The following is a 15,639-nucleotide window of genomic DNA, read 5'->3' as shown; positions in this document are numbered from 1 at the left end:
ACGCGCCGCGGGTTGATAATCGACCCGTGGCACCCTCCAGCGCGACCTCGGTCTTCATCTCCCGCATCCGGGGTCTGCCGGTGCTCGACGGCGGCGGCGACCAGGTCGGGAAGGTGCGCGACGTCGTCATCCAGCGCCGCGCCGCCGGCCGCGCACCGCGGGTGAAGGGGCTGGTCGTCGAGTCCTTCGCCAAGCACCGGATCTTCGTGCCGATGGCCTGGATCACCCGGGTGGACGCCGTCCAGGTGGTCATCACCGGCCCGGTCAACACCCGCCGGTTCGAGCGCCGGGAGTCGGAGATGCTCGTCATCGACGACCTCTTCGACCTCACCGTCAGCCGTCTCGACCAGCCCGGCCCCGCCGTCATCTTCGACGTCGCCATGCGGCCCGCGCGCAGCCACGACTGGGTGCTGTCGGAGGTCGCCCTGCGCGAGGTCGTCAAGGCCTCCCGCTTCGCCCGCCGCGGGCACACGGCGATCGTCGACTGGTCCGAGGTCGAGATGCTGCGGGTGGAGCACGCCCAGGGCACGGAGCAGCTGATCGCGCAGATGGAGGACATGAAGCCGGCCGACGTGGCCCGCGAGCTGCACGACATGTCCCCCGAGCGGCGCACCGAGATCGCCTCCGCGCTCGACGACAGCCGGCTGGCCGACGCCCTCGAGGAGCTGCCCGAGGACGAGCAGGTGGCGCTGATCACCGAGCTGGACACCGACCGGGCCGCCGACGTGCTGGAGGAGATGGACCGCGACGACGCCGCGGACCTCATCGCCGAGCTGGCCCCCGAGCTGGCCGAGGTGCTGCTCGCGCGGATGGAGCCCGAGGACGCCAAGGACGTCCGCCGGCTGCTCAACTACGCCGAGTTCACCGCCGGCGGGATGATGACGCCCGACCCCGTCGTGCTGCCGCCGGACGCCACGGTCGCCGAGGCACTGGCCCGGGTCCGCGACGCCGAGCTCACCCCCGCCCTGGCCTGCATGGTCTACGTCTGCCGCTCCCCGCTGGAGACCCCCACCGGCCGCTTCGTCGGCCCGGTGCACTTCCAGCGGCTGCTGCGGGAACCTCCCTCGACCCTGGTCTCGGCCCTGGTGGACAGCGACCTGGAGCCGCTGACGGCCGGCGCCAACCTGCACGCCGTCAGCCGCTACTTCGCGACCTACAACCTCGTCAACGCCCCGGTGATCGACGCCGAGCACCGGCTGATCGGCGCGGTCACGGTCGACGACGTGCTCGACCACGTGCTGCCGCAGGACTGGCGCGGCACCCAGCTGGACTCGCAGTCCACGCTGAGCACCGGCCCCGGAGGGGTGACCCGTGGCCAGGGCTGACCGCGCCTCGCAGCGGCTCAACACCCCGGGCGCGCGGCGCCGCCTGGAGCTGCCCAAGATGAACCTGGACCGGGACACCTTCGGCCAGTTCGCCGAGGGGTTCGCCCGCTTCATGGGCACCGCCCGGTTCCTGGCCTGGATGTCGGTGATCGTCATCGTCTGGGTGCTGTGGAACATCCCGGCCGGCCCCGACCGGCCGCGCTTCGACGACTACCCCTTCATCTTCTTGACCCTCGTGCTGTCGCTGCAGGCCTCCTACGCCGCGCCGCTGATCCTGCTGGCCCAGAACCGGCAGGAGGCTCGCGACCGGGTGGGCCTGGACGCCGACCGGGAGCAGGCGGCGCAGAGCCGGGCCGACATGGACTTCCTGGCCCGGGAGATCGCCAGCCTGCGCAACTCCGTCGGCGAGCTGGCGACGCGCGACTACGTCCGCTCCGAGCTGCGCTCGGAGCTGCGGACCATGCTCGCCGAGCTGGACGCGGCCGCCGACGACAGCCGCGACGGGCGCGACGGCACCGCCGGCCGGCTCAGCAGTCCCAGCGGTGCGGACCGGCGGGAGCGCTGAGGAGGCTCGCCTAGGCTGGGGGGCATGCTCGACGCCCCGACGCCTGTCCTCGACCACCCCCTGCTGCCCCCCGTCCGCGAGGCCCTGACCCGCGTCGACGACCCCGAGATCAAGAAGCCGATCACCGAGCTCGGGATGGTCGCCGCCGTCGAGGTCGACGCCACCGGGCAGGTCCGCGTCGAGGTGCTGCTCACGGTGTCCGGCTGCCCGATGAAGGACACCCTGCGCCGCGAGGTGACCGCCGCGGTCTCGGCCGTCGAGGGCGTCACCGGCGTCCGGGTCGACCTCGGCGTGATGAGCGACGAGCAGCGCGTCGCGCTCCGCGAGCAGCTCAAGGGCGGCCAGACCGACCGCGACATCCCCTTCGCCCAGCCGGGCTCGCTGACCAAGGTGATCGCCGTCGCCTCGGGCAAGGGCGGCGTCGGCAAGTCCTCGGTCACCGTCAACCTGGCGCTGGCCCTGGCCGCGGCCGGGCGCAAGGTCGGCCTGCTGGACGCCGACATCTACGGCCACTCGGTGCCGGCCATGCTCGGCATCGCCGACGCGCGCCCCACCTCGGTCGAGGACATGATCCTGCCGGTGCCCAGCAACGGGCTCAAGGTGATGTCGATCGGCATGCTCAAGCCGCGTCGCGACCAGGTGATCGCCTGGCGCGGGCCGATCCTCGACCGCGCGCTGACCCAGATGCTCGCCGACGTCTACTGGGGCGACCTGGACTACCTGCTGCTGGACCTGCCGCCCGGCACCGGTGACGTGGCCATCTCGCTGGGCCAGAAGCTGCCCAACGCCGAGGTGCTCGTGGTGACGACGCCGCAGGCCGCTGCGGCCGAGGTGGCCGAGCGCGCCGGCACGATGGCCTCGATGATGAACCAGCGCGTCATCGGCGTGGTGGAGAACATGTCCTACCTCGCCGTCACCTGCCCGCACTGCGGGGAGGAGCAGCGGCATGAGGTCTTCGGCAGCGGCGGCGGCCAGGACACCGCCGACGGGCTCACCACCCGGCTCGGCTACGACGTCCCGCTGCTGGCCCGGGTCCCCCTCGACCCGCAGCTGCGGGCGGGCGGGGACGAGGGCGCCCCGGTCGTCACCAGCGCTCCTGCCCAGCCGTCGGCCCAGGCGCTGGCCGCCCTGGCGGACGGCCTGGACCGCCGCGGTCGCGGGCTGCTCGGCCGTCAGCTGGGACTGGCGCCCGCCGGGCGCTGAGCCCGCTCCCGGGTCACCGGGCCTCCGCCCGGCGGCGGGGGCTCAGGTGGCGTCGGGGTCGAACGGGGTGAGCACGCGGGACGCGCCCGCCGCCGCCCCGGCCAGCACGGGCTCCTCGCCCTTGACGCCGTTGATGGCGTCGGCGACGTCGTCGGGCTCGCCGCTGACGGTGGCGGAGACACCCTTGATCTCGGCCTTCACGTCGGCGACGATCGGGTCGACGTCGTCCAGCAGGTGCTTCTGGATGAAGGCCTTCGGGTTGAGGTCGCGCATGTCGACGTCCTCGAAGCCCGGCCCCAGCTCCTTGGTGAGCTGCTCCTGGGCGGTGCCGGCGATGGTGCGGACGTACTGCACGACGCGGGCCGCCTTGCGGGCCAGGTCGGGCAGCCGCTCGGGGCCGAACAGCACGATCGCGATGACCAGCAGCAGCAGGAACTCGGGCCCGTTGACGTCGAGCAGCATCGGCACCATGCTCACCCCTCCTTGCTGCCCAGCGTGACCCTGGCCGACCGGTCGGCCGAGCCGCGAGTGTAGTCCAGCGCGACCGCCTGGCCGGGCCGTCGGGTGCGGATCGTGACGATCAGCTCCTCCATGGTGCGGACCCGCTGGTCGTCGACCCGGGTGATGACGTCGCCCTCGCGCAGGCCGGCGTCGTCGGCCGGGCCGCCGTCCTCGACGGACTGCAGCCGGACCCCGGACGTCGAGTCGGCCACCGTGGCCCCGATGACGGGGTAGCTGGCCTTGCCCTTCTCGACCAGCTGCTGGCCGATCTGGCGGGCCTGGTCGACGGGGATGGCGAAGCCGAGGCCGATGTTCCCGGTCTGCCCCTGGCCGGAGCCCAGGGTGAGGATCGCGGAGTTGACCCCGATCACCCGGCCCGCGGCGTCGACGAGCGGACCGCCGGAGTTGCCGGGGTTGATCGGGGCGTCGGTCTGGATGGCGTTGATGTAGGCCGTCGGGGCGTCGGCGTCGGAGCCCGCGTTGACGACGACGGGCCGGTCCTGGGCGCTGACGATGCCCTGGGTGACGGTGCCCGGCAGGCCCAGCGGGGCGCCGACGGCGACCACCGGCTGGCCCACCTCGATCGCCTCGGAGTCGCCGAAGGGCAGCGGGTCGAGGTCCTGGGAGCCGCGGACCTTGATCACGGCGAGGTCGTAGGACGGGCTGCGGCCGACCAGCGTGGCGTTCTGCCGGCGGCCGTCGGAGAAGACCACGCGGATCCGGTCGCCGTCCGCGGCGCCCGCGACGACGTGGTTGTTGGTCATGATCCGGCCGGCGGTGTCGAGCACGAAGCCCGAGCCCGTCGAGCTGCCGGTCTGGATCATCACCGTGCCGGGCAGCACCCGCTTGGCCACCTCGACGGTGTCGGCCTGCGCCGGCGGGCTGGGCAGGGGGCTGGCGCTGCCGCTGGTGCCCGGGTCGGCGGGCGACGGCGCGCTGGTGGCGGGTGCGGGCTCGGCCACCGTCCGGCCCGCGAGCAGCGAGCCGCCGTAGCCCGCGGCACCGCCGACGAGCAGGGCGGTGACGGCGGCGAGCGCGACGACCGGTCCCAGCCGGCTCCGGCGCGGCTGCGGCCGGGTCAGGGCGGTCGAGCCGCCCGGCGGCGGGAACGACGACCCGCCGGCCCAGCCCGCGCCGGGGGGTGCGGCGGGCGGCGGGTAGGGGGCGGTGGGCGGCGCCCACGACGGCGCCGCGGGCGGCTGGGCGTCGAAGCCCGGACCGCGCGGGGTCCAGGGCTCGGGCTGGCTCCACGCCCCCACCGACAGCGGGGCGGTGTCGGCGTGCGGGTCGGACGAGGGGGCGGCGTACGGGTCGGCCACCGGGGTGGGCGCGCCCTGCGGGGCCGGCGGGGCGTCCTCGGGCGGGCGGCCGAACGGCGCCCAGTACTGGTCGTCGGGCGACCCGGCGCCCGGCTGGTGGTGGGACTGGTCAGCCGGTGCGGGCCCGGGGTGGTCGTCGGGGCCCGCGTGGTCGTCGGGCCCGGCTCCGCCGGAACCGCTGCCCGGCGGGGTGTTCTCGCCCAATGACCTAGCCCTTCGTGTCGGCCAGCAGCGTTCCCCAGCCCTCGCGGATGCGCTCCATCGTAGTGCGCTCCCGCGGGGCCTCGTGGGGCAACGAGGCGACAGCGGCGGCCAGCAGGGCGCCCGGTCCGTCGGTGGTCACGGTGAACACCCGGTCGCCGGACTGCCAGCTGGCCAGGGCGGACGGGCCGGAGCGGGTCCAGGCCCCCAGGCCGGTGTCCCAGGACGAGCCCTCGGGTCCCGCGGCCAGCAGGCCGCGCTGCTCGTGGACGGTGAGGGTGGAGACGCCGTCGCTGTAGACCAGGTGCACGGCCCCGGGCTCGGCCGCGCCGTCGGAGCGCAGCCGCACCAGGGCCAGGCCCGCCAGCCGCTCGTCGCAGGCCCAGCCGGCGCGCGACAGCACGGGGGCGTTGGAGAGCGTGAGAGCGGTGCCCGCCGTGGTCACGGCGGCCACCGGGGTCGTCGGGGCCGCGGGCTGGTCGAGCGCCGACGTGCCCACCTCGAGCACCGCGAACCCGGCGGACAGCCGCAGGGTGCCGTCGGCGTCGAAGGTCTGCTGGGCCAGCAGCAGGCCGGTGGCGTCGTCGACCCACCAGCGCGCGGCGACCGAGCCGTCGGCGCGGCTGGCCTGGACGACGGCGGCCGCACGGCCCGCGGCCTGCCCGTCGGCCCAGCCGCCCAGCCGGAAGTGGGTCGACAGCAGCTCGACGGCGCCCTCGTCGGGCATCCGGCCGGGTCCCGGGGGCGGGACGGTGCTGGTGGCCACGACGGCGCCGAGGGCGTCGCGCACCTCGGCGGTGCTGCCCTGCCCGGGCACCGAGCGGACGGCGACGGCCGCGCCCAGCGTGCCGGTGGCGCTGGTGGTGCGGACGTCCTGCACGCCGCGGTAGCCCACCTGCCCGCCGGCGGTGAGGGCCCGGCGCAGGGCCGCGACGGCGGAGACGGGGTCGAGCGGGCGCTCCCCGAGGAGCGCGGGCTGCCGGCCGGCGGCGGGGGCGGGTCCGTCGAGGTCGGCGGGGTCGGCGGCGACCACGGCCCCGACGGCGGGATCGACCAGCGGCAGCTGCGCGAGGGTGGCCCCCAGCTCGGCGCGGGCGCGGACGCCGGGGTCGGCGACGGCGCTGAGGGCGGCCGCGGGCGCCGCGGCCCAGCCCAGGGCGCCGGCCCCGACGACGGTGGTGCCGACGGCGACCGCGGCGGCGGTGGCCCGCAGCCGGCGTCGACGACGGCTGGTCCGGGAGCCCGGGCGCGTGCGGCGGGAGGGCTGGCCCCGCAGCGGCGTCCGGGCCTCCTCGCCGGCGATCCTCAGCAGCCGCTCGGCGAGCTCGCGGGGCGCCTCGGTGGCAGCGGGCCCGCGCAGGGCCTCGCGGACGCGGCGCAGCTCGGCGACGTCGTCGCGGCAGGGGGTGCAGTGCACGAGGTGGACGAGCAGCCGCTCGCGCCGCCCGGGCGGCAGCGAGCCGTCGACGAGCGCCGAGCGGTCACCGGCCAGGGGCCGGCACGGCGGTGGGCTCACCCGACCCGCTCCGGCTCGGCCCGCCCGCGGCGGTCCGCGCGCAGCCGACCGGCCTCCCCGCTCTCCACCTCGACGCCGCGGTAGCGGCCCTCGCCGAGGGGGCGGCGGTGGGCCAGGGCGGCCCGCAGCTGGGAGCGGCCGCGGTGGATGCGGCTGCGGACGGTGCCGATCTTGATGTCGAGGACCTCGCTGATCTCCTCGTAGCTGAGGCCCTCGATGTCGCAGAGCACGACGGCGGCCCGGAACTCCGGCGACAGCGCGGCCAGCGCGGCGGCGACGTCGTGGTCGAGGTCGGCGTCGGCCAGCTGCTCCGACGGGGTGGGCCAGCTGCTGGGCAGCCGCTCCTCGGAGCCGTCGGCCATGCCGTCGAAGCGGATCTTCTGCCGACGGCGCGCGCCGTCGAGGAAGAGGTTGGTGGTGATCCGGTGCAGCCAGCCCTCGAAGGTGCCGGGCTGGAAGCGGTGCAGGGAGCGGAAGACGCGGACGAAGACGTCCTGGGTCAGGTCCTCGGCGTCGTGCGCGTTGCCGGTGAGGCGGTAGGCCAGCCGGTAGACCCGGGCGCTGTGGTCGCGGACGACCTCCTCCCAGGTGGGCGGCGTCCAGACGGGCTCCTCGGCGTCGGCCGCGGGGGCCGCGTCGACGGGCGGCTGCCACTGACCCGGGTCGGGCGCGGGCCACTGCGTCATGGAGAGGACCTCCTCCTGGCCGCCGGGGCCAGCTGTCGGGCCCTCAGTCTGGCGAGCGTTCCTGGCAGAGCGCTGGCCGAAGCCTGTGAACGACCTGTGCACCTGTCCCACCTCCCCGGGGCTTGAACGCCGGCGGGGCGCCGGACGTTCCCCGACGCCGGGCTCGGGCGGTCCGCTCAGGCGAGGCCGGCGGCCACGAGCGCGCGGCCGAGCGCAGCGGTCTCCTCAGCCGTCGCGTCCACCAGGGGTGCCCGCACCCCGCCGACCGGGCGGCCCCGCAGGGCCAGGCCCGCCTTGACCAGGATGACGCCCTGGGTGGCGAAGACGCCGGTGTAGATCGGCAGCAGCCGGCGGTGCAGGGCGAGGGCCCCGGCGACGTCGCCGGCGAGGTAGGCCTCGACCATCGCCTTGGTGCCCGGACCGCTGAAGTGGGTCGAGGTCCCGACGACGCCCACGGCCCCGACCGCGAGCAGCGGGAGGGTCATCGGGTCGTCGCCGGAGTAGTAGGCGAGGTCGGTGGCCGCGATGACCGCCGAGGTGGCGACGGGGTCGCCGGTGGCGTCCTTGACCGCGACGACGCGGGGGTGCTCGGCCAGCCGGAGCAGGGTGTCGCGGGCCAGCGGCAGGGCGGCGCGGCCGGGGTGGTCGTAGACCATCACCGGGACGTCGGTGGCGTCGGCGACCGCGCGGAAGTGCGCGAGCACGCCCGCCTGCGGGGGCCGGGAGTAGTAGGGGGTGACGACGAGCAGCCCGTGCGCCCCGCCGTCGGCGGCCTGCCGGGCCAGCTCGAGGGTGTGCGCGGTGGAGAAGGTCCCGACGCCGGTGAGCACCGCGGCCCGGTCGCCGACGGCGTCGAGGACGACGCGCAGCAGCGCGGCCTTCTCGGCGTCGGTGGTGGTCGGGGACTCCCCCGTCGTACCGCTCAGCACCAGCCCGTCGTGGCCCTGCTCGTCGACCAGGTGCACCGCGAGCGCGGCGGCCGCGTCCAGGTCCAGCGCCCCGTCCTCGGCGAAGGGCGTCACCATCGCGGTCAGCAGACGGCCGAACGGCGGCGTGGGCATGGGGCTCATCCTAGGGTCAGCGGTCCCCGGTGAGCGGCAGGGCGCTCAGCGCCCGTCGGGGGTGATGACGACCAGCGGGTCGCCGTCGTTGACCACGTCGCCGGCCGCGACGACCACCTCCGCCACCGTGCCGGCCACCTCGGCGAGCACCGGGATCTCCATCTTCATGGACTCGAGGATGACCACCGGGTCCTCAGCGGTGACCCGCTGGCCGACGGCGACCTCCACCTTCATGACGGCGGCCACCAGCTCGGCGACGACGGTATGGCTCATGGCGCCATCGTAGGGTGAGCGACGCCTCGTCAGGACCGGCCGGCGGCGGGGCCGGGCACCGGCGCGATGTCGATAGGGTGACCCCCGTGACCGCGTCAGGCAAGACCTCCCCCAAGACTGCCCCGAAGCCGGCGACCTGGGCCTACGCCGAGGACTTCGTGGCCGAGCCCGAGGCCGCGGCGGCCGCCCGCGAGAGCGCCGTGCCGCTGGGCATCACGTCGGTCGGCCGCGGCTCGGCCGCCACGCTGACCTTCCTCGCGCGCGCCGTGCAGGCCCGCGCCGTGGTGGAGATCGGCACGGGCGCCGGCGTCTCGGGCCTGGCCCTGTTCGCGGGCATGCAGCCCGACGGCATCCTCACCAGCGTCGACACCGAGCCCGCGCACCAGCAGGCCGCGCGCAAGGCCTTCCTCTCGGTCGGCATCCCCACCCAGCGCTTCCGGCTGATCAGCGGTGACGCACTGAACGTGCTGCCGCGGCTCAGCGACGGCGCCTACGACCTGGTCTTCGTCGACGGCGACCCGATGGAGTACCCCGAGTACGTCGAACAGGGCATCCGGCTGCTGCGCCACGGCGGGCTCATCGCCCTCGACGGCGCCCTGCTGGGCGACCGGACCGCCGACCCGGCCCAGAACGACGAGGAGACCGAGTCGGTCCGCGCGGCGCTGGAGCTGATCCGCGACCACGAGGACCTCGTCACCACCCTGCTGCCCGTCGGCGACGGGCTGCTGGTCGCCGCCAAGCGCTGACCGACGCGCTCGGAGCTGTCACCCGCTCCCACCGCGCCCTGAGCCGTCCCCGCGCCCTGAGCCTGTCGAAGGGCCTTCGACAGGCTCAGGCAGCGGGGGTCGAGCTCGCGCAGCGGGTTCCAGCTCAGCCCACCAGCGGGCGGGCCGGCGTCAGCTCTTCTCGACCTTGACGCCCTTGCCGACGACGGTGATCCCGCCGTCGGAGATGGTGAAGCCGCGGTCGAGGTCGGCCTGGCGGTCGACGCCGATCTTGGCGCCGTCGGCGACGACGACGTTCTTGTCGAGGATGGCGTTGCGGACGACCGCCTTCTTGCCGATCCGGACGCTGCTCAGCAGCACCGAGCGGTCGACCTTCGAGCTCTCGAGCACCCGGACGTTGGGCGAGAGCACCGAGCTCTCGATCGACCCGCCCGAGATGATGCAGCCGGGGCTGACGACGGAGTCCAGCGCCAGGCCGCGCAGCGTGAACTTCGCGCCGGGCATCTGCACCGGGTAGGTCGAGATCGGCCAGTCCATGTTGTAGAGGTTGAAGACCGGGTCGACCGAGACGAGGTCCATGTGGGCCTCGTGGTAGGCGTCGATCGTCCCGACGTCGCGCCAGTAGGCGCGGTCGCGGTCGGTCGAGCCGGCCACCTCGTTGCTCGAGAAGTCGTAGACCTGGGCGTCGCCGCCGGCCACGAAGGCGGGGATGATGTCGCCGCCCATGTCGTGGCGCGAGGTCTCCGACGCGGCGTCGGTGGTCAGGGCGTCGATGAGGGCCTGGGTCGAGAAGATGTAGTTGCCCATCGAGGCGAACGACGACTCCGGGTCGTCGGGCAGGCCGGGCGGGTCGGCCGGCTTCTCGAGGAACTGGTCGATCTTGGCGTCGGCGCCCGCGTCGATGACGCCGAAGTCGCTGGCCTGGCTGCGCGGGACGCGGATGGCCGCCACGGTGCAGCCGAGGCCGCCGGCGATGTGCGCGTCGAGCATCTGCTCGACGTCCATCCGGTAGATGTTGTCGGCGCCGAAGACGACGACGTAGTCGGGGCGCTCGTCGTTGATGAGGTTCATCGACTGGAAGATCGCGTCGGCGCTGCCCTGGTACCAGCGCGGGCCCAGCCGCTGCTGGGCGGGGACGGGGGTGACGTAGTTGCCCAGCAGGGTCGACATCCGCCAGGTGAGGGAGATGTGGCGGTCGAGGGAGTGCGACTTGTACTGGGTGAGGACGGCGATCTGGCGCATCCCCGCGTTGACGAGGTTGGACAGGACGTAGTCGATCAGGCGGTAGGTGCCGCCGAACGGGACCGCGGGCTTGGCCCGGTCCATCGTCAGCGGCATCAGCCGCTTCCCTTCTCCACCGGCCAGGACGATCGAGAGCACCTTCGCACGCGCTGCCATGGGCCGAACCCTAGGGTGTCGCCGCGAACAGCGACAAGGGGCCCCCGACCGGGCGGCCCGGCGCCCGCGCACCTGACGTCGCGCCGGGGGGCTGTGCGACGATGCGCTCCATGACTCCCGCCAGCGCCGACCGGTTGTCCATCTCCCTGCTGACCCGGGAGTACCCGCCGACGATCTACGGCGGGGCCGGCGTGCACGTCGCCCAGCTGGTGCCGCAGCTGCGGGCGCTGGTGGACGTCGACGTGCAGTGCATGGGCGAGCCCCGCGAGGGCGCCACCGCGCACCCCGAGAACTACCCGCCGGGGGCCAACGCCGCGCTGCGGGTCTTCGGCGCCGACCTGGCCATGGCGGCGGCCGTCCCCGAGGTCGACCTCGTGCACTCCCACACCTGGTACGCCAACCTGGCCGGGCACCTGGCCGGGCTGTTCCACGGCATCCCGCACGTCGTCAGCGCGCACTCCCTCGAGCCGCACCGGCCGTGGAAGGCCGAGCAGCTGGGCGGCGGCTACCAGCTGTCGTCGTGGGCGGAGCGCACCGCGTTCGAGGGCGCCGACGCGGTGATCGCGGTCAGCAACGGGATGCGGACCGGGGTCCTGGAGTCCTACACCGACCTCGACCCGGCCAAGGTGCACGTGGTCAAGAACGGGATCGACACCGACGAGTTCGCCCCGGACCCGGGCACCGACGTCGTCACCGGCCTGGGCGTCGACCTCGACCGCCCGTCGGTGGTCTTCGTCGGCCGGATCACCCGGCAGAAGGGGCTGGTCCACCTCGTCCGCGCCGCCGAGCAGCTGGACCCCGACACCCAGCTGGTGCTGCTGGCGGGTGCCCCCGACACCCCCGAGATCGCCCGGGAGTTCGACGAGGCCTTCGCCCACCTCCAGAGCGCGCGCGGGAACGTCATCTGGGTGCAGGAGATGCTCCCCCGGGCCTCGGTCCGCCAGGTGCTCAGCCACGCCACCGTCTTCGCCTGCCCCTCGGTCTACGAGCCCCTGGGCATCGTCAACCTGGAGGCGATGGCCTGCGAGACCGCCGTCGTCGCCTCGGCCGTCGGCGGCATCCCCGAGGTCGTCGTCGACGGCGAGACCGGCTACCTGGTCCCCTACGACCCGGCCCAGGCCGCCGACCCCGCCTTCGTCGCCGACTTCGAGGCCTCCCTCGCCGAGCGCATCAACGCCCTCACCGCCGACCCGACCACGGCCACCGCCTTCGGCAAGGCCGGCCGCCAGCGCTGCATCGACGAGTTCAGCTGGGCCAAGATCGCCGGCCAGACCGTCGACGTCTACCGCGAGGCCCTACGCGTCCACGGTTGAGGTGAGGCGCCCGACGCGCCACGAGCACGGCAGGAGCAGGCGCGGCCGACGAACCAGACCCGCACCGGACGGGGCGCCGCTGAACGGAGGAGGAGTGGGTGGACACGCTCTTCGTCCACCCACGACGACGACGGCAGCGGACCAGGGCCCCGTCCGCGTCCGAGCGGAGCGAGGACAGACAAGACAGTTACCACAACACAAAAACCCCGCTGCCGTGGCAGCGGGGTCTTTGGGTCTTGTCCGTCACGGGCGTCAGCCCGCGGGGTTGGCCTATCCGACCACTTCCTTGAGCGCTCCGGCGAGCTCCTGCGCCTCGCCCGCGTTGAGCTCCACGACGAGCCGGCCGCCACCTTCCAGCGGCACACGCATGACGATCCCCCGTCCTTCTTTGGTGACCTCCATGGGGCCGTCACCAGTCCGCGGCTTCATTGCAGCCATCGCGCATCCTTGTCTGTCGTGATCCGGCGTTTGGGATGATTATTCCGCATCGCCGCCGTTCCCGCCGCGTCGGGGCTGCACGCGCTGCCCGCCGGAGGGGTGCGAACTGGACCGTTACAGTGCGGCCATGACGACCTCCGGCCTGCGGCTCGGGGTGTCCGACGGCGTCGGCACCCTCACCTTCGACCGGCCGGCGGCGCTGAACGCGCTGGACCTGGAGACGAAGACGGCGCTGCTGGCGGGGCTGGCCGAGCTGGGCGCCGAGCCGGGGGTCCGGTGCGTCGTGCTGACCGGCACCGGGCGCGCCTTCTGCGTCGGGCAGGACCTGCGCGAGCACGTCGCCGGGCTGGCCACGGGCTCCCCCGAGGACGTCTGGCGGACCGTGCCCGAGCACTACAACCCGATCGCGCTGGCCCTGCACGGGCTGGACAAGCCGGTGGTGGCCGCGGTCAACGGCGTGGCCGCGGGGGCGGGCGCCTCGCTCGCCTTCCTGGCCGACGTCCGGGTGCTGGCGGCGTCGGCCAGCTTCTCGCTGGCGTTCGCGGGCATCGGGCTGAGCTGCGACACGGGGGCGTCCTGGACGCTCCCCCGCCTGGTGGGGCCGACCCGGGCGCTGGAGCTGATGTACACCGGCCGCCGGGTCGACGCCGAGGAGGCGCTGGCGCTGGGGCTGGCCACCGAGGTGGTGCCGGACGACGCGTTCGCCGCGCACGTGGCCGCGCTGGCGGCCCGGCTGGCGTCGGGGCCGACCCTGGCGTTCGCGGCCATGCGGCGGGCCGTCGCGGAGGCCGCGGGCCGGCCGCTGGCGGCGGCGCTGGAGGTGGAGGCCGAGGGGATGCGCCGGACCGGCGCCTCGCAGGACCACCGGGCCGCCGTCGACGCCTTCCTGGCCAAGCAGACCCCGACCTTCACGGGCAGCTGAGGCTCAGCCGTCGAGGACGACGCAGCACCCTTCGAGGTGGTCGTCGACCAGTCCGACCGCCTGCATCAGCGCGTAGGCCGTCGTCGGTCCGACGAAGCGGACGCCCCGGGCCTTGAGCGCCTTGGCCAGCGCGACCGACGCGGGCGTGGTGGCGGGCACCTGGTCGGCGGTGGGGCGGGGCCGGGGCGGCTGGCGGAAGCCCAGCACCAGGTCGGCGAACTCCTGCCCCAGCCCGTCGACGACGCGGGCGTTGGCGATCGCCGCCTCGATCTTCAGCCGGTTCCGGACGATCCCGGCGTCGGCCATCAGCCGCTCGACGTCGTCGTCGCCGAAGCCGGCGACGACGGCGGGGTCGAACCCGGCGAAGGCGCGGCGGAACCCCTCGCGCTTGCGCAGGATGGTGATCCAGGCCAAGCCCGACTGGAATGCCTCCAGGGTCAGCCGCTCGTAGAGGCCGCTGACGCTCGTGACCGGGCGGCCCCACTCGTCGTCGTGGTAGGCGAGGTAGTCGGGGGTGCCGAGGGCCCAGGGGCAGCGCGGCCGGCCGTCGGGTCCCGGCAGCACGCTCACCCGGCGGGCTCCGCCCTGGGGGCCTCGGCGACCGCGGCGAGCTGGCGCAGGCTCTGCCGGAACCCGACCCGCATCAGCGGCAGGACCAGCCGGGCCAGCCGGTTCGGCAGCGGCCCGCCGGGGACGGTGAACAGCTCGACGGCCGAGACCTCGGTCCGGGTCGCGTCCCCGTGCAGGTGGAAGACGCCCTCGCCGGTGAAGTAGGGGCCGAGGTGCAGCACCTCGAGCTCGGCGTGGCCGTCGGCGGGCGGGGTCCAGCCGGTGACGACGAAGTTGTCGAGCAGCCCCAGCGGGAGCCGGCCCAGCCAGAAGCCCGAGAGGGCGGCGATCCGGACGCCGAGGCCCGTGTCGTGCGGGCTGCGCACCCGGAGCGTGGTCAGCGGGATCCAGCGCGCCTGGCCGTGCCAGTCGACGAGCTCGTCCCAGACGCGGTCCAGGCTCGCGTCGACGGTCGTGGCGACCTCCAGCCGGGTGCTCACGCCGGGCCGTCGGCGCGCGGTCCGTGGTCCTCGCGGTGCTCGGGCTCGGCCGGGACGACGGCCCAGGTCTCCTCGGGCGGCTCACCGGTCAGCGCGGCGATCCGGGCGTCGCGCTCGGCGATCTCGGCGGCGAGCCGCTCCAGCAGCTCGTCCACCTGACCCATCGCGTAGCCGCGCAGCGCGGTGCCGAAGCGGGCGCCGCGGACGTCGTCGGCGCTCAGCGGGCCCTCCGGCAGCTGCTGGCGGTAGACGTCCTCGACCGGTTCCCTGCTCATCTCGCCCACGCCTCCTGCCGCCGCCACCGCCGCGATCCCCAGGGCCGCGACGGCGACCACGGCGATGATCCACTCCATGCGCTGATCGTGCCAGACGGGGCCGAGCGCCCCGGCCGGTCAGCCGTCGGCGCGGCCCGCCGAGACCAGCGCGACGGCCTCGTCGAGGTCGTCGGTGAGCTGCAGCAGGTCGAGGTCGCGCTGGCCGACCGAGCCGTGCGGCAGCGCGGTGTCGCGGAACCAGTCGAGCAGGCCCTGCCAGTAGGCCGAGCCGAACAGCACGACCGGGAACGAGGTGACCTTCTGGGTCTGCACCAGGGTGAGGGCCTCGAACAGCTCGTCGAGGGTGCCGAAGCCGCCCGGCATCACCACGAAGCCCTGGGCGTACTTGACGAACATGGTCTTCCGCGCGAAGAAGTAGCGGAAGTTGATGCCGAGGTTGACGTGGGCGTTGAGCCCGGACTCGAAGGGCAGCTCGATGCCGAGGCCCACCGACACCCCGCCCGCCGCGGCGGCGCCCTTGTTGGCCGCCTCCATGATCCCGGGGCCGCCCCCGGTGATGACGGCCAGCCCGGCCTCGGCGAGCCGGCGTCCGAGCTGCTCGGCGGCGGCGTAGCTGGGGTCGTCCACCGACGTCCGGGCGGAGCCGAAGACGGCGACGGCGGGACCCAGCTCGGCCAGGGTGCCGAAGCCCTCGACGAACTCGGACTGGATGCGCAGCACGCGCCAGGGGTCGGTGTGCACCCAGTTGACCGGCCCCCGGCTGTCCAGCAGCCTCTGGTCGGTCGTGGTGTCGGGCACCTGCTCACCCGCCCGCAGCACGGGCCCCTGCATGTAGCGCTCTCGCTCGTTCAGCACGCCGCCAGCCTAGG

18 protein-coding genes are annotated in these 15,639 nt (G+C 74.6%); 6 read left to right on the top strand and 12 right to left on the bottom strand.

Features of this window, described 5'->3' with window-relative positions:
• Positions 1 to 26 precede the first annotated feature (26 nt).
• Genes JOF54_RS15850 through JOF54_RS15840 form a run of 3 tightly spaced genes read left to right on the top strand, consistent with a single transcriptional unit; the run spans position 27 to position 3,093 of the window.
• A complete protein-coding gene (locus JOF54_RS15850; RefSeq protein WP_307804251.1) occupies positions 27 to 1,325 on the top strand; it encodes a magnesium transporter MgtE N-terminal domain-containing protein in 1,299 nt (432 codons plus the stop codon).
• Positions 1,326 to 1,383: 58 nt separating this feature from the next.
• A complete protein-coding gene (locus JOF54_RS15845) occupies positions 1,384 to 1,890 on the top strand; it encodes a DUF1003 domain-containing protein (protein ID WP_210059619.1) in 507 nt (168 codons plus the stop codon).
• Between the two features lie 24 nt (positions 1,891 to 1,914).
• Complete coding sequence (locus tag JOF54_RS15840) at positions 1,915 to 3,093, top strand: Mrp/NBP35 family ATP-binding protein (RefSeq protein ID WP_210057573.1); 1,179 nt, start codon at positions 1,915 to 1,917, stop codon at positions 3,091 to 3,093.
• Between the two features lie 42 nt (positions 3,094 to 3,135).
• On the opposite strand, the gene JOF54_RS15835 is transcribed toward JOF54_RS15840, so the two are convergent.
• The 6 genes from JOF54_RS15835 to JOF54_RS15810 form a co-directional block, all read right to left on the bottom strand.
• Positions 3,136 to 3,564 (bottom strand): sec-independent translocase, encoded by a 429-nt coding sequence (locus tag JOF54_RS15835; RefSeq protein WP_210057571.1) that lies wholly within the window; start codon positions 3,562 to 3,564, stop codon positions 3,136 to 3,138.
• 2 nt (positions 3,565 to 3,566) lie between these two features.
• The gene (locus JOF54_RS15830) at positions 3,567 to 5,117 is read right to left on the bottom strand and encodes a trypsin-like peptidase domain-containing protein (protein WP_245358155.1); all 1,551 of its coding nucleotides are present in this window, start codon (positions 5,115 to 5,117) and stop codon (positions 3,567 to 3,569) included.
• Between the two features lie 4 nt (positions 5,118 to 5,121).
• The gene (locus JOF54_RS15825) at positions 5,122 to 6,630 is read right to left on the bottom strand and encodes a zf-HC2 domain-containing protein (RefSeq protein ID WP_210057569.1); all 1,509 of its coding nucleotides are present in this window, start codon (positions 6,628 to 6,630) and stop codon (positions 5,122 to 5,124) included.
• Positions 6,627 to 7,316 carry an RNA polymerase sigma factor SigE gene (sigE, locus tag JOF54_RS15820; RefSeq protein WP_210057567.1) on the bottom strand — a complete coding sequence of 230 codons (690 nt, stop codon included), beginning with the start codon at positions 7,314 to 7,316 and terminating at the stop codon, positions 6,627 to 6,629. Before sigE ends, JOF54_RS15825 begins: the two co-directional genes overlap by 4 nt.
• Before the next feature lie 176 nt (positions 7,317 to 7,492).
• Positions 7,493 to 8,377, bottom strand: a complete 885-nt coding sequence (gene dapA, locus JOF54_RS15815) for a 4-hydroxy-tetrahydrodipicolinate synthase (RefSeq protein ID WP_210057565.1) — start codon at positions 8,375 to 8,377, stop codon at positions 7,493 to 7,495.
• Positions 8,378 to 8,422: 45 nt separating this feature from the next.
• Positions 8,423 to 8,650, bottom strand: a complete 228-nt coding sequence (locus tag JOF54_RS15810; protein WP_210057563.1) for a biotin/lipoyl-binding carrier protein — start codon at positions 8,648 to 8,650, stop codon at positions 8,423 to 8,425.
• Positions 8,651 to 8,736: 86 nt separating this feature from the next.
• On the opposite strand from JOF54_RS15810, the gene JOF54_RS15805 reads away from it, so the two are divergent.
• Positions 8,737 to 9,396 carry an O-methyltransferase gene (locus JOF54_RS15805; protein WP_210057561.1) on the top strand — a complete coding sequence of 220 codons (660 nt, stop codon included), beginning with the start codon at positions 8,737 to 8,739 and terminating at the stop codon, positions 9,394 to 9,396.
• Positions 9,397 to 9,546: 150 nt separating this feature from the next.
• Here JOF54_RS15805 and glgC read toward each other — a convergent pair whose 3' ends face one another.
• Complete coding sequence (gene glgC / locus JOF54_RS15800; protein ID WP_210057559.1) at positions 9,547 to 10,773, bottom strand: glucose-1-phosphate adenylyltransferase; 1,227 nt, start codon at positions 10,771 to 10,773, stop codon at positions 9,547 to 9,549.
• Positions 10,774 to 10,907: 134 nt separating this feature from the next.
• On the opposite strand from glgC, the gene glgA reads away from it, so the two are divergent.
• Positions 10,908 to 12,086, top strand: a complete 1,179-nt coding sequence (gene glgA, locus JOF54_RS15795; protein ID WP_210059617.1) for a glycogen synthase — start codon at positions 10,908 to 10,910, stop codon at positions 12,084 to 12,086.
• A gap of 270 nt (positions 12,087 to 12,356) precedes the next feature.
• Here the strand turns inward: glgA and JOF54_RS15790 are convergent, their stop codons facing one another.
• On the bottom strand, positions 12,357 to 12,524 hold the full coding sequence (locus JOF54_RS15790; RefSeq protein WP_091410491.1) for a DUF3117 domain-containing protein: 168 nt from the start codon (positions 12,522 to 12,524) through the stop codon (positions 12,357 to 12,359).
• 127 nt (positions 12,525 to 12,651) lie between these two features.
• On the opposite strand from JOF54_RS15790, the gene JOF54_RS15785 reads away from it, so the two are divergent.
• Positions 12,652 to 13,446: an enoyl-CoA hydratase/isomerase family protein gene (locus JOF54_RS15785; RefSeq protein WP_210057558.1), complete on the top strand. Its 795-nt coding sequence runs from the start codon at positions 12,652 to 12,654 to the stop codon at positions 13,444 to 13,446.
• Between the two features lie 3 nt (positions 13,447 to 13,449).
• Here JOF54_RS15785 and JOF54_RS15780 read toward each other — a convergent pair whose 3' ends face one another.
• The 4 genes from JOF54_RS15780 to JOF54_RS15765 are packed head-to-tail and all read right to left on the bottom strand — an operon-like array spanning position 13,450 to position 15,601.
• On the bottom strand, positions 13,450 to 14,016 hold the full coding sequence (locus JOF54_RS15780; protein ID WP_210057555.1) for a DNA-3-methyladenine glycosylase I: 567 nt from the start codon (positions 14,014 to 14,016) through the stop codon (positions 13,450 to 13,452).
• On the bottom strand, positions 14,013 to 14,495 hold the full coding sequence (locus JOF54_RS15775) for an SRPBCC family protein (protein WP_210057553.1): 483 nt from the start codon (positions 14,493 to 14,495) through the stop codon (positions 14,013 to 14,015). The genes JOF54_RS15780 and JOF54_RS15775 overlap by 4 nt, the downstream gene beginning before the upstream one ends.
• Positions 14,492 to 14,848, bottom strand: a complete 357-nt coding sequence (locus JOF54_RS15770; protein ID WP_210057551.1) for a DivIVA domain-containing protein — start codon at positions 14,846 to 14,848, stop codon at positions 14,492 to 14,494. Before JOF54_RS15770 ends, JOF54_RS15775 begins: the two co-directional genes overlap by 4 nt.
• Positions 14,849 to 14,887: 39 nt before the next feature.
• Entirely contained in the window at positions 14,888 to 15,601 is a 714-nt protein-coding gene (locus JOF54_RS15765; protein ID WP_210059616.1) for an LOG family protein, read from the bottom strand.
• Positions 15,602 to 15,639 lie beyond the last annotated feature (38 nt).

It is taken from the genome of Microlunatus capsulatus, assembly GCF_017876495.1.
GTDB lineage: Bacteria > Actinomycetota > Actinomycetes > Propionibacteriales > Propionibacteriaceae > Microlunatus > Microlunatus capsulatus.
The sequence above is the reverse complement of the archived record's forward strand: the minus strand, read 5'-3'. Positions and strand labels throughout refer to the sequence as shown.